We start from the raw sequence: 13,775 nt of genomic DNA, 5'->3' as shown, positions 1-13,775 counted from the left end.
GCGATGGCGGACGACGACGCACGCGCGTTGTCCGGCTTGCGCGTGGCGGTGGTGGAGGACGATCCCGAACTGCGGGCCCTGCTGATGGCCGAGCTGGTCGATCGCGGCGCCTGCCCGGTCGAGCTGGACAGCGCCGAAGCGCTCTATCGCCACATGGCGGTCCATGCCTGCGACATCGTGCTGCTCGACCTGGGGCTCCCGGGCGAGGACGGCTGCAGCGTGGCCGCGCACCTGCGCCAATCCTCGCAGGTGGGCATCGTGATGCTCACCGGCCGCGGCGCGGCGCACGACATGGCGCACGGGCTCGAGCGCGGTGCGGACCTGTACCTGGTCAAGCCGGTGGACCTGGACGTGCTGGCCGCCGGCCTGATCACCCTGCGGCGCCGGCTGGAGCCGGCCGCGAGCGGGCATGCGGAGGTGCCCGTGCCAGCGCTCCCCCCGGCCTGGCGCCTGGAGGCGGCCGGCTGGCGCCTGTGCGCCCCGGACGGAAGCACCCTGGATCTGGGCCGGGCCGAGCGCGGCTTCCTGCAGAAGCTGTTCGCCACGCCGGGCCAGCCGGTCGATCGCGACACCCTGATCGCGGCCATCACCGATGCGCCCTGGGACTTCGACCCCCATCGCCTGGAGATGCTCGTGCACCGGCTGCGCGGGCGGGTGCGCAGGTCCACCGGCCGCACCCTGCCGGTGCGCGCGCTGCGCGGCGCCGGCTACCTGGTCCTGCCCGAAAACGACTGAGCCGCCCCACTCGGCGTGAGCGAGCGTGAGCGAAGGAGAGGCCCGGCTACTGATCCGGGTCTCGCCTTTATCAACAATCCCCCTGCAGCGGGTCGCCAGGCCCGCGGTATTCCGGCGCGTGTCTGCAACCGCTGCCGGCACTGGAACGATGCCCGCCGCCCGGCCAGAGCCGGGCTCAGGCAAAGGGGAAATCAGCGTGAACAAGCAGGACGACGCGACGCCGGCCACGGTGGATGGCCGGTATTCGGCCGCAGGCGGGCATTGCGCGCCCAAGCACTCGGGGCGCGGATGGCGCCGCCTGGCCGCATTGGCCCTGGCCGTCCTGGCACCGGCCGCGCTGGCCGTCGATCTCCAGTTCAGCGGGCTTTCCGATGCCGGCTACGACGGCCAGCCGGCGGGCACGGAAGTCGTGTACACCGTCCAGGTCGAGAACGGGGACATCGACATCGCCACCGGCGTGTCCGTCATCTTCGACCTGCCGGCGGGCACCACCGCCGGCACCTTGCCGGGCTTCTGCGCGGCCGATGCGATCGTGCCGCAGCGCGTGGTGTGCACCGTCGGCACCCTGTTCAGCCAGACCCCGCAGACCTTCCAGATCGGCGTGCTGACCGCCGGCCTTGCACCCGCCACCTACACCCTGCGCGGCGCGATCGGCTTCGGCGGCAACCTGCCGCATGCCACCACTCCGGTGACCAGCCTGACGGCGGACGACTTCTTCTTCGCCGACGACATCAACCCCAACAACAACACCGCCAACGAGCCGACCACGCTGATCGACTCGGGCGACCTGCGGGTCGAGAAGTCGGGCTCGCCCGACCCGGTGATCGGCGGCGGCGAGATCACCTACACCGTCACGGTCCACAACGACGGTCCCAGCGCGTCCACCGACTTCCGGGTGGTCGACAGCCTGCCGCCGGAGCTGCAGTACGCCGGCGGCTTCAACGGCGGCGGCAACTGGACCCTGGACCCAGGCACCATGACCGCCACCCACGCCGGCACGCTGGCCGCCGGCGGCAGCCGCAGCTTCACCTTCCGCGCGCGGGTGATCGCGGCCGTCGGCACCGTCACCAACAGCGCCAGCGTCGCCCCCAATCCCGGCGGCACGCCCGATACCAACCCCAACAACAACACCGCCACCGAAAACACCACGGTGACCCCGGGCGCGGACCTGGCCATCGAGAAGGTGGCCCTGCCGGCGCCGGCGGTGGCCGGCGAGCAGGTGACCTTCACCCTGACCGCGCGCAACCACGGTCCCAGTCCGGCGCAGAACGTGGTCGTGCGCGATGCGATGCCGGCCGGGCTGGTCATCGCCAGCGCGACGGAGCCGGCCGGCTGGACCTGCACCACCGATCCCACCGACACGGTCCGGGAGTGCACCATCCCGGCATTGGCCGCGGGCACCACCACGGTCTTCCAGATCGTCGCCGACCTGCCCGTCGTCGGGGCCGGCAGCAGCGGCACCATCGTCAACACCGCCACCATCGCCTCGGGTACCGCCGACCCGGACGCCAGCAACAACAGCTCCGACGACAGCTTCACCGTGCTGCCGGACGGCGCCGACCTGCAAGTGGGCAAGAGCAAGCTGCCGGCCCTGGTGGCGATCTGGAACGCGGGCGATCCGCCGGGCAGCACCGACAGCCACATGACCTCCACCATCATCGTGCACAACCATGGGCCGCGCGCGGCCCACGGCGGCATCCAGGTGGTGGACACCCTGGCCGCGGGCGAGGAGTTCCTGCAGGTCGAGGCGCCCTCGTCCTGGACCTGCACCGTCGACCAGCCGTATGCGGCGCCGCCGGCACGCCAGGCCGTGACCTGCGATCTCAACGGCGGCTATCCGGTCAACGTCGGCAACGATGCGCCGGCGCTGGCGATCGTCACCCGCGCGCGCGCGGCCTCGGCCAGCCTGGTCAACCGCGCCTGCTCCATCGATACGGGGCTGCAGACCGTGGGTGCCGCGAGCATCGTCGATCCGTACGCGGCCAACGACTGCGACAACGGCACCGGCGTGCGCACCACCGTCGAGCGCACCGACCTGACCATCGCCAAGGCGACCACCGCGCCGGCCGCCAAGGTGGTGACGATCGCCGACACCGAGGTCGTCTACACCCTCACGGTGACCAACAACGGCCCGAACGACACCGCCGGCGTGGTGGTCAACGACACCATCCCCGGCTACGTCTCGGGCGTGGGCGGCACGGCGATCACCGTCACCCAGCCGCCGGGCTGGCCCGCCTGTACCGTCTCCAACGCATCGGTGATCTGCAACTCGGGCAACGCGGTGCTGGCCAACGGCGGCACGGCGGTCATCACCATCCGCGCCACCCGTCCGCTGTACGACTCGGTCGGGCAGGGCGGCGGCACCTGTGGCGTGGCCGAGGCGCACTGCAACGTCGCCGGCGTCGGCGTGGACTCGCTGGTGCCGGGCGCCGTGGGCGAGATCGACTCGTCCAACAACCAGGCGCGCGATTGGGTGCGGGTGGAACGGATGGCCAACGTCCGGACCAGCAGCAAGACCATCACCAGCGGCGCCACCGGCCGTGCCGGCGTCGAGTCCACCTACGTGGTCACCTACATCAACCAGGGCCCGTCGACGGCGCGCGGGGTGGCGTTCCGCGACGTGTTCACCCTGCCGGCCGACGACGCCGGCTTCGTGCTGGTCTCGGCCCAGCGCAGTGGCGGCGGCGGCGCGGCCTGCACCGCCCAGCACGGCTTGGACGTGACCGCCACGCTCACGGCCGGCGGCTACAGCTATGCCAACTCGACGGGGGCGCCGGCCGAAGTGGCCATCGTCTGCCCGCGGATCGACCTGACCAACGGCGGCACCGAGAGCCTGACCATCAGGATCCGGCCGAACGTCAACGCCACCAACAGCGCCCGCAGCTTCACCAACACCGCCGATTTCTTCTTTGCCGACGCTTTGGGCAGCCCGGTGCCGGCGACCGGCAGCGACGCCAGCGGCCCCTACAACTACAACTCCGATCCCAGCATCGCCGACGACCGGAAGGACGCCACGCTGGCCTTCGACCAGGGCGAGGTGGAGCTGGTGCCGAACAAGCGCGACACCGGATTCGTCGGAGGCGTGGATCCGCTCGGCTACAGCGTGATCGATCCGGCCAGCAACATGATCACCTACGAGGTGACGGTGCGTAACGGCGGCCCTTCGGTCGCGACCAACACCCGCATCCTCGACACGATCACGCCGGAGCCCGGGCGCGAGGTGGAATTCATCGGCGCCTCGGACACCGTGGCCGGCCCGTTCCTCGGCCTCGCCGATCCGTCCTCCCGGTGCACGATCGCCGCAGGTGCCAACCCGGCCACCGGGCCCGCCACGCTGGCCCTGGACTGCCTGATGCCCGGCGCCGGCTTCGGCGGCAACGTCGATGGCGTGGTGGCCAGCGGCTCGACCGGCTCCCTGTACCTGCGCTACCAGTACAAGACCGCGCCGGCGGCCATCGGCGACGTGCTGAACAACTTGGTCGTCGCCAGCTCCGCCGAGGTCGATACCAATCCCGGCAACAACACCGTCGACGAGGACACCACCATCCGCGCCCGCGCCGACATGGCGGTGAGCAAGCGCGCGGTGGCCACCGCGCCGGATGCCGACCCGAGCGTGGCGCTGCCCGCCGCGGTGACCGAGGTCAGCGTCTGGCAGCCGTTCCATTACGTCATCGAGGGCGACAACAACGGGCCGGGCGCCTCGCTCTCGCGCGACCGCACCGGCAGCAGCCCGTTGGATGGCACCGGCACCGTCATCACCGACACCCTGCCGGCCGGCCTGGTCGTGACCGGCCCCGTCACCTGGCGCAAGGCCGGCCCGGCCCAGTTGGGTACGGTTCCCAACGGCGGCGGGTCATGCACCCTGGCCGGCCAGGTGGTCACCTGCAACGTCGGCGACGTCACCAGTAACGGCCGGGTGCGGGTGATCGTGCCTGCGCGCTGGGAGAGCTACCCGACCGGTGGCACGGCCAACAACGTGGCCAGGGTCGCCACCGAGCAATTCGACCCCGCTCCGGGCAACAACGAGGTCACCGTCCCCCTCGACGTCACCCGCGCCTCGTTGTCCGGCGTGGTGTACGAGGACCGCGACCGCAGCCCCGGCAACGGCGGCACCCGGCAGACGACCGGCGAGCCCGGCATGGACGGCGTGAGCCTGGAACTGACCGGCACCGACGCGTTCGGCCAGACGGTCAGCCGCACCGCCGTCACCAACCCGGACGGCAGTTACGCCTTCGAGGACCTGCCGCCATCGGACGCCAGCGGCTACACCATCGTCCAGACCCAGCCATCCACCCATATCAACGGGCCGGTCGACCCGCCGGCCGCGCCCGACCCGCAGGCCGCCTCGCTGGGCGGCACCTACGCCGCCGCCGTGGACGGCGCGGGCAATTCCGCCTATGCCGGCGTGGCGGTGGTCGCCGGGGATGCCGGCGTGCGCTACGACTTCCCGGAAGTGCGGCGTCCCACGCTGTCGGGCTACGTGTACGCCGACGCCAACCGCGACAACGTGCGCAACGTCGGTCCCGACCTGATCATCGCCGGGGCGACGGTCAACCTGCTAGACGCGGCCACCGGCACGCTGCTGACTTCGGCCACCACCAATGCCAGCGGCTACTACGAGTTCACCAACCTCGACCCGCTGGTGGTCTACACGCTGTCCGAACCGCTGCCAGGCAGCGGCCAGTACGACAACCGCCCCAGCGCGATCAACCCGGGCCTGATCGGCGGCAACCCCTGCCCGCCGGGGCCGGGCAACTGCGAGCCGGGCACCGGCATCGGCGACGATGCGATCACCACCGACCGCATCTCCTTCATCGACCTGGGCGCCGGCCTGGACGGCACCCAGTTCAACTTCGGCGAGGAGCTGATCAGCGCGATCACCGGCACCGTCTACCTGGACCGCAACCGCGACGGTACCCAGGACCCGACCGATCCGGGCATCCCCGGCGTGACCGTGACCGTCCAGAGCGCCGGCCCCGACGGCAACTTCGGCACCCTCGACGATCCGCCGCCGGTGGTGCTGACCACCGATGCCAACGGCCAGTACCTGTATCCCAACGCGCCGATCGGCTTCGACTACCGCATCACCGAGACCCAACCCACCGGCCTGGCCGAGGGCCAGACGCCCTTGAACGAGATCACGGTGAACAACCTCACCGATCTGGGCTCGTTCGACAACGACTTCGGCGAAGTCGCCGGCACGGTCGCCGGCACCGTGTTCCTGGACGAGAACAACAACGGCGTGCGCGACCCGGGCGAGCCGGGCATCCCCGGCGTGCAGGTCGAGCTGCCGGCCGGCACCGTGGACGCCCTGGGCAACCCGGTCACGGCCGCGACCACCGACGTCAACGGCGACTACCTGTTCGAGCACATGCTGGCGGGCACGTACACGGTGACCGAGCAACTGGCCCAGCCGGTGGTGGGCGGCACCGCCACGCTCAACGGCACCACCCTGGTCGGCAACATCGGCGGCGTCCCGATCGGCACGGTCACCGCCGTGGGCACCGTGCCCAGCGCGGTGAGCGGCATCGTGCTGCCGGCGGGGGCGCAGTCGGTCCAGAACGACTTCGGCGAGATCCTGCCGGTCTCCATCTCCGGCACCGTCTTCCTCGATCTGGACAACGACGGCGTCATCGACGTGGGCAGCGATACCGGCATCGGCTTCGTGACCCTCGTGCTGACCGGCACCGACGATACCGGCGCGGCGGTCAACGTCAGCACCACCACCGATGCCCTGGGCCGCTTCGCGTTCCCGAACCTGCGCCCGGGCATCTACGTCCTGACCGAGCCCAACCAGCCACCGGGCACCCGCAACGGCATCACCACCGCAGGCACCGCCGGCGGCGCCGCCACCGGCCCGGGCATCACGCCCAGCGCGATCACGGCCATCGACCTGCGGGTGCCGGGCAGCGTGTCGGACGACAATCTGTTCGGCGAGGTCCCAGAGAACAGCTCCATCTCGGGCCGGGTGTGGCTGGACCTGGACAACGACGGCGTGATCGATCCGGTCGAGACCGGCATCGCCGGCGTGCGCGTGCGCCTGACCGGCATCGACGCGCTGGGCAACCCGGTGCAGCGCGACACCGTCACCGACGCCCAGGGCCGCTACATCTTCGACGGCCTGTTGCCGGGCACCTACACGGTGACCGAGCCGGACCAGCCGGACGGCACCTTCAACGGCAAGACCGTGCCCGGCAGCCTGGGCGGCGCCCCCACCCCGACGTCCACCACGCCGTCGGCCGTCGCCGGCATCGTCCTGGGCCCCGACCAGCATGCCGTGGACAACAACTTCGGCGAGGTGCTGGGCGGTTCCATTTCCGGGCGGGTCTACAACGACACCGACGACGACGGCCAGGTCGACCCCGGCGAGACCGGCATCCCCGGCGTGGAGATCGTGCTCACCGGCACCGACGACACCGGCACCGCGGTGCACCTGACCACCACCACCGACAGCGAGGGCCGCTACCGCTTCGATGGCCTGCGCCCGGGCACCTACACGGTGACCGAGCCGGTGCAGCCGCCGGACACCTTCAACGGCATCACCACCCCAGGCAGCCTGGGCGGCACCGCCACGCCGCGCGCGACCACGCCCTCGGCCATCAGCGACATCGTGCTGGGCGGCGGCGAGGAGTCGGTGGACAACAACTTCGGCGAGATCGGCGACACGCCCGACCTGCGCGTGAGCAAGTCGGTCGCGCCCGAGGTGCTGCTCAGCCAAAACCCGGCCACCTACCGCATCGTGGTGCGCAACGCCGGGCAGGGCCCGACCGTGGGCGAGTACACCGTGCGCGACCGCCTGCCGGTGGGCGTGACCCTGAGCGATACGCCCTCGGGCCAGGGCTGGGCCTGCGAAGGCCAGGCCGGCGAGGACCGCTTCGCCTGCCGCAGCAGCGAGGTGCTGGCCGCCGGCCAGGTCTCGGCCGCGCCGATCGAGGTCCCGGTGGCGGTGGGCGAGGCGGCGGCCGATGCGCAGACCGTGCACAACGCGGTACTGGTGGAAGGCGGCGGCGAGCGAGCGCCCCATGCGCCCACCCCGGACGAGCGCGATGCGTTCGAGAACGACGTGCCGCGCCTGCCGGTGTGCGACCCGGCCATCACCGAGAACGCCTGCCGCCTGTCCAGCCAGGTGCTGCGCGCCTGGCCGGACCTGGCGGTGAGCAAGGCCGCCGACACCGAGGTGTTCACCGTGGGCATGCCGGCCAGCTACAGGATCGACGTGCGCAACATCGGCGAGCGCGCCAGCAGCGGCGAATACGTCGCCGAGGACCGCCTGCCCGCCGGCATCGTGCTGGCCGCCGCGCCCACGGGCGAAGGCTGGACCTGCACCGGCGCGGCCGGCGACAGCCGCTTCCAGTGCGCGAGCGACCGCGTGCTGGCCGTGGGCGAGGTCCACCCCGGCGCCATCGCCGTACCGGTGCAGGTGCTGCCCGAGGCGCTGGGCAACGGCCCGGTGAACAACGCGGTGCTGGTGGCCGGCGGCGGCGAAGAGCCCTCGCGCGAGCCGGGCACCGAGGAGCGCGCCACGTTCGAGGAGCGCCCGGGCGAGCTGGATCCGTGCGAGGCGGACATCACCCAGAACCTGTGCCGGGTGCCGAACGAAGTGCGGCTGTCGCAGCAGCCGAGCGTGCTGAGCATCGCCAAGCGCGGCGACCGCTCGGTGGCCGAGATCGGCGACATGGTCCTGTACACCGTCGAGATCCGTCACGTATCCGGTGCCGGCCTGAACCAGGTCGACGTGGTCGACCGCCTGCCGCGCGGCTTCACCTACGTCGACGGCACCGCCCGCGTGGACGGTACGGCGCTGGCCGACCCGGCCGGCAGTCCCGGCCCGGTGCTGGTGTTCGATGCCGGCGCGCTGCCCATCGACGGGCACAGGACGCTGACCTACCGCGTCCGCATCGGCGTGGGTGCCGACCAGGGCGATGGCGTCAACCGCGCCCAGGCCCACGGCTGCCAGCGCGACGACCACTGCGTGGATCCGTCCAGCAAGACGCCGCTGCCGGGCAGCATGCCCTCGAACAATGCCGAGTACCGGGTGACCGTGCGCGGCGGCGTGTTCGCCAGCGAAGGCTGCGTGTTGGGCAAGGTGTTCGTGGACTGCAACAACAACCATGTGCAGGACCGCGAGGAACTGGGCATCCCCGGCGTGCGCATGTACTTCGAGGACGGCACCTGGATGGTGTCCGACTCGGAGGGCAAGTACAGCTACTGCGGCCTGCCGCCGCGCAGCCACACGCTGAAGGTGGACGGTTCCACCCTGCCGGTGGGCGCGCGCCTGACCACCAGCTCCAACCGCAACCTGGGCGACGCCGACAGTCTGTTCGTCGACCTGAAGAACGGCGAGCTGCACCGCGCCGACTTCATCGAGGGCAGTTGCTCCAACCCGGTGCTGGAGCAGGTCAAGGCCCGCCGCGCCCAGGGCGAGGTGCGTGCGCCCGAGACCGAGACCGGCCTGCCGGCGCTGCGCTTCGACAGCAAGCCCGAGCGCAGCCCGCGACAGGGCACCGACTCGGCCAACCAGAGACCGATCGTGGACCCTAGACCCGTGACGCCCGGGCGCAGTGCCGCCGCCGGCGACCAGGAGGCGCAGCCGTGAGCCGCCTGCCCGCGTTCCGTCCCCTGCGCGGCCCCCGCCCGAGCGCGCTGGCCTGCGCCCTGGCCGTCGCCGTGCCCCTGGCCCTGCCCGCGCTGGCCCAGGACGTGTCCGGCAGCGGCCGCTTCACCCCGGCGCTCGGCCGTGCCGATGCGCTGTACCCGCAGGCGCCGGCCGCCACCGCCGCCGCGCCGCGCGTGGTCGATGGCCGCTCCGGCGCGGTGGACTACAGCGCCAACCGCGCCGTGGACCACGTGCGCGTGGAACTGGACCGCGACGGCGTGCCGGCCGACGGCCAGTCCACGGTGCACGTGCGCGTGGCGCTGCTCGGCGCCGACGGCCTGCCGCTGGCCGGCCAGGCCTTCGCCACGATCGAGCACAGCGGCGGCCGCATCCGCCTGCCCGGCTCGCGCACCGACGAGTTCGGCCCGGGCGCGGCCGATGCCGACAAGGCCACGCCCGGCATCCAGTTGGCGGTGGAGAACGGCGCGGCCGAGTTCGACCTGATCGCCCCACACGACCCGCAGGACGTGCTGCTGCGGATCACCGCCGGCGGCCAGTCCGCCGAGGGCGTGATCGGCTTCCTGCCGGAGATGCGCGAGCTGCTGGCCACCGGCCTGATCGAGGGCATCCTCAACTTCGGCCGCAAGGGCAACCGCGACCTGATCGCGCCGGTGGAGCGCGGCGACGCGTTCGAGCGCGAGATCCGGCGCTGGGACCGGCAGTTCGGCAACGGCAAGGCCAGCGCCTCGGCGCGCACCGCGTTCTTCGTCAAGGGCCGGATCAAGGGCGAGTACCTGCTCACCGCCGCCTACGACTCGGACAAGGACCTGCGCTCGCGCCTGCTGCGCGACGTGCGCCCGGAGGAGTTCTACCCGGTGTACGGCGACTCGGCGCTGCGCGGCTTCGACGCGCGCTCGGCCGAGCGCCTGTACGTGCGCGTGGACCACGGCCGCAGCTACCTGCTGTACGGCGACTTCCAGACCGGCGAGACCCTGGCCACCGCGACCGGCGTGGGCGGCGGCGGGCCGATCCCGCAGCGCAGCCTGGGCACCTACAACCGCACCGCCACCGGCCTGGGCTGGCACTTCGAATCCGAGCGCGTGCGCGGCAACGTGTTCGCCATCCAGGACTCGCTGCGCCAGGTGATCGACGAGTTCGCCAGCCAGGGCAGCGGCCCGTACGCGCTGCGCAACAGTGCGGTGCTGGAGGGCAGCGAGCGGGTGGAGGTGGTGGTGCGCGACCGCAACCAGCCCTCGCGCATCGTCGAGGTGCGCCCCCTGGCGCGGCTGGTGGACTACAGCTTCGAACCGTTCTCCGGGCGCATCCTGCTCAACCAGTTCCTGCCCGCGTTCGACGCCAACCTCGACCCGGTCTCGCTGCGCGTGACCTACGAGATGGACCTGGGCACGGAGAAGTTCTGGACCTATGGCGCCGACGCGCAGTTCAAGCTCACCGACAAGCTGGAAGTCGGCGGCTCGGCGGTGGACGACCGCAACCCGTTTGCCGAATTGCGCATGGCCAGCCTCAACGCCGGCTATCGCTTCGGCGCGAACACCTTCCTGGCCGCCGAGTTCGCCCGCACCCGCGGCGAAGTCAACACCAACCCGGTCAACCAGGTGGCCACGCCCGGCCTGGCGGGGATGACCGGGCAGGTCGAAGGCGATGCCTGGCGGGTGGAGTTCGGCCATGAGGGCGAGAAGCTGGAGGCGCGCGTGTTCGCCGCGCGCACCGACCCGGCCTTCAACAACCCCGCCTCGCCGCTGTACGGCGGCCGCGGCGAGTACAGCGCGCGCCTGGCCTGGAAGGTCAATGCGCGCTTCGAGCCGTACGTGGAGGCGCTGCGCAGCGAGGACCGCAACCCCGACGGCGGGCAGCGCGACGCGGCCGGCCTGGGCCTGCGCATCGGCGCCACCGAGAAGCTGACCGTGGACCTGGGCCTGCGCAGCATCCGCGAGACCGTGGGCGCGTATTCGCCGTGGACGATGAATGCGCCCTTCGGCAGCGCCGGCGGCCTGACCGGTGGCCTGGCCACCGGCGCCGGCGGCGGCGCGCTGGGCTACGGCCAGCAGCCGCTGGACCCGCTCACCGGCCTGCCGGTGCTCGGCGCCAGCGGCGCGCAGGGCGAGTGGACCAGCAGCCTGCCGGTCGGGACCGAACTGGAATCGGACACCGCCCGCCTCGGCCTGGGCTACAAGGTCAGCGAGAAGCTCTCGCTTGGCGGCGAGATCGAGCAGGAGGTCCGCGGCGAGGACCGCAACCGCCTGGCCCTGGGGATGGACTACCAGGTCTTCGAGCGCAGCCGCCTGTACGGCCGCTACGAGAAGCAGACCGGCCTGACCAGCGCCTACGGCATCACCGAGGTGGGCCGGCCGGCCGACGCCTTCGTGTTCGGCGTGGACACCCGCTACGTCAAGGACACCCAGGTGTTCAGCGAGTACCGCATGCGCGACGCGGTGAACGGGCGCGACCTGCAGGCCGCCTCCGGCATCCGCCACACCTGGGACATCGCCCAGGGCCTGCGCCTGAGCAGCTCGGCCGAGCACGTGAAGGTCTACGATGGCGCCACCGGCGACGCCACCGGCCTGGCCTTCGGCCTGGACTACACCGCCAACCCGCTGTGGCGCGGCAGCGCGCGCGTGGAGCACCGCATCTCCGGCGACGTGGCCGGGACCGAGGCTGACGAGGCCTTCGACACCACCCTGGTGCAGTTGCTGGCCGCGCGCAAGCTCGGCCGCGACTGGACCGTGCTGGCCCGCAACTACCTGCTGGCCACCGACTACCGCAGCCGCGGCGACGTGCTGCAGGACCGCTTCCAGGTGGGCCTGGCCTATCGCGACACCGACACCAACCGGATCAACGCGCTGGCCCGCTACGAGTACAAGCTCGAGCGCGACGAGAGCGGCCTGGCGCTGGACCAGGGCCGGGCGGTGGACGGCACCGGCCAGGACGTGCGCACCCGCGCCCACATCGTCTCGATGCACGCCGACTGGCATCCCTCGCGGCCGTGGTGGCTGACCTGGCGGGTCGCCGGCAAGTGGCAGCAGGATCGCTTCGCCTACGCCGACGGCGGCCGCGTGGACAGCCGTTTCGACGCGGTGCTGCTGTCCGGCCGCGTGGTCTACGACGTCACCGAGAACTGGGACATCGGCGCGCTGGCCTCCACCTTCCGCGGCCAGCACGGCGCCAACCAGTACGCCTGGGGCCTGGAGGTGGGCCGCCTGCTGCGCCAGAACCTGTGGCTGTCGGCCGGCTACAACTGGACCGGCTTCGCCGGCGACCGCGACCTGTCCGGCTACGAGTACACCCAGCAGGGCGCCTACCTGCGCCTGCGCTTCAAGTTCGACGAGGACCTGTTCCGCAGGGAGCAGCCCCGCTACCGCGAGCCCGTGCGCCACGGGACGACCACCGAATGAAGGCCAAGCCCATGACTTCTTCCCGCCTCCATGGCGCCGCGCCGCTGCTGTGCGCCGCCATCCTCGCCACCCTGGCCGGCGCCGGCCACGCCCAGGACGCGGTGCGCCTGGCCGCGCAGCAGGACCGGATCAGCGACGAGGCGATCCATGCCGACCTGGGCAGCTACGACGTCACCCAGGGCCGCATCCAGGCGCTCAACGACGCCGGCCGCCCGGTGGCCGACTACCACCTGTCCAAGGCCCAGTGCTGGCTGGACGTGTCCTTCCACGAGTACAGCCGCAACGACCGCAGCGCCTTCCCGCAGGAGGCACTGGACGAGTCGGTCAAGCTGATCGCGGGCATGGAGCACGGCGTGGAGCCGCTGCCCGTCGACACCGCGCTGGTCAACGACGCCCGCTACCTGCGCCATGACCTGTGGCAGCGTCTGCGCGCGATCCACGGCACGCCCGGCTTCGCCTGCGCGCAGCAGGCCGTGGCCTGCGGCGAGGTCGATCTGGTCCATGCCGGAAACGAGTTCAACCAGCAGCAGTGGCGCCACGCCAAGCCGTACGTCCAGATCGCCGAGGACTGGGTCAACGACGCCGAGGCGCTGGCCCGCCAGTGCGGCGGCCCGGCCGCGTCCACCGCCACCCCGGCGGCCGAGCTGCCGCTGGTGGTCAACCTGCTGTTCGAGTTCGATCGCCACGGCCGCGGCGACATCCGCGACCATTCGCTGCAGACCCTGGAGCGGGCGCTGGCGCGGATCGCGGAAGAAGGGCTGGCGGTGGAGCGGGTGGAACTGGTCGGCCACGCCGACCGCATGGCCGGCCGCGGCCACGGCTACAACCAGGATCTGTCCGAACGGCGTGCGCAAACCGCGCGCGCGCTGCTGGCCGAGCGCGGCGTCGACCCCGGCGCGATCCAGTACGCCTTCCGCGGCGATACCGAGCAGGTGCAGCGCTGCGAGGGCGTGACCCCGCGCGCCGCGCTGCTGGAGTGCCTGTTGCCGAACCGCCGGGTGGAAGTGCGCTTCATCGTGCGCTGATGGAGG

At 72.0% G+C, this 13,775-nt stretch carries 4 protein-coding genes; all 4 read left to right on the top strand.

Annotated elements, in window-relative coordinates:
* Positions 1-3: 3 nt before the first annotated feature.
* The 4 genes from HNR76_RS10175 to HNR76_RS10160 all read left to right on the top strand — a co-directional run bounded on the left by HNR76_RS10175 (position 4) and on the right by HNR76_RS10160 (position 13,769).
* Positions 4-735: a response regulator transcription factor gene (locus HNR76_RS10175; RefSeq protein WP_162310538.1), complete on the top strand. Its 732-nt coding sequence runs from the start codon at positions 4-6 to the stop codon at positions 733-735.
* Positions 736-931: 196 nt separating this feature from the next.
* Positions 932-9,331 carry an SdrD B-like domain-containing protein gene (locus HNR76_RS10170; protein WP_162310539.1) on the top strand — a complete coding sequence of 2,800 codons (8,400 nt, stop codon included), beginning with the start codon at positions 932-934 and terminating at the stop codon, positions 9,329-9,331.
* Positions 9,328-12,744: a hypothetical protein gene (locus tag HNR76_RS10165; protein ID WP_162310540.1), complete on the top strand. Its 3,417-nt coding sequence runs from the start codon at positions 9,328-9,330 to the stop codon at positions 12,742-12,744. Before HNR76_RS10170 ends, HNR76_RS10165 begins: the two co-directional genes overlap by 4 nt.
* Before the next feature lie 11 nt (positions 12,745-12,755).
* Entirely contained in the window at positions 12,756-13,769 is a 1,014-nt protein-coding gene (locus HNR76_RS10160) for an OmpA family protein (protein ID WP_162310541.1), read from the top strand.
* Positions 13,770-13,775 lie beyond the last annotated feature (6 nt).

It is taken from the genome of Pseudoxanthomonas broegbernensis (assembly GCF_014202435.1).
Lineage (GTDB): Bacteria > Pseudomonadota > Gammaproteobacteria > Xanthomonadales > Xanthomonadaceae > Pseudoxanthomonas > Pseudoxanthomonas broegbernensis.
The sequence above is the reverse complement of the archived record's forward strand: the minus strand, read 5'-3'. Positions and strand labels throughout refer to the sequence as shown.

Bases quoted from the DNA above. Each gene is read 5' to 3' on its own strand.
- HNR76_RS10175 (WP_162310538.1), top strand. From the start codon at position 4: ATGGCGGACGACGACGCACGCGCGTTGTCCGGCTTGCGCGTGGCGGTG.
- HNR76_RS10160 (WP_162310541.1), top strand. From the start codon at position 12,756: ATGACTTCTTCCCGCCTCCATGGCGCCGCGCCGCTGCTGTGCGCCGCC.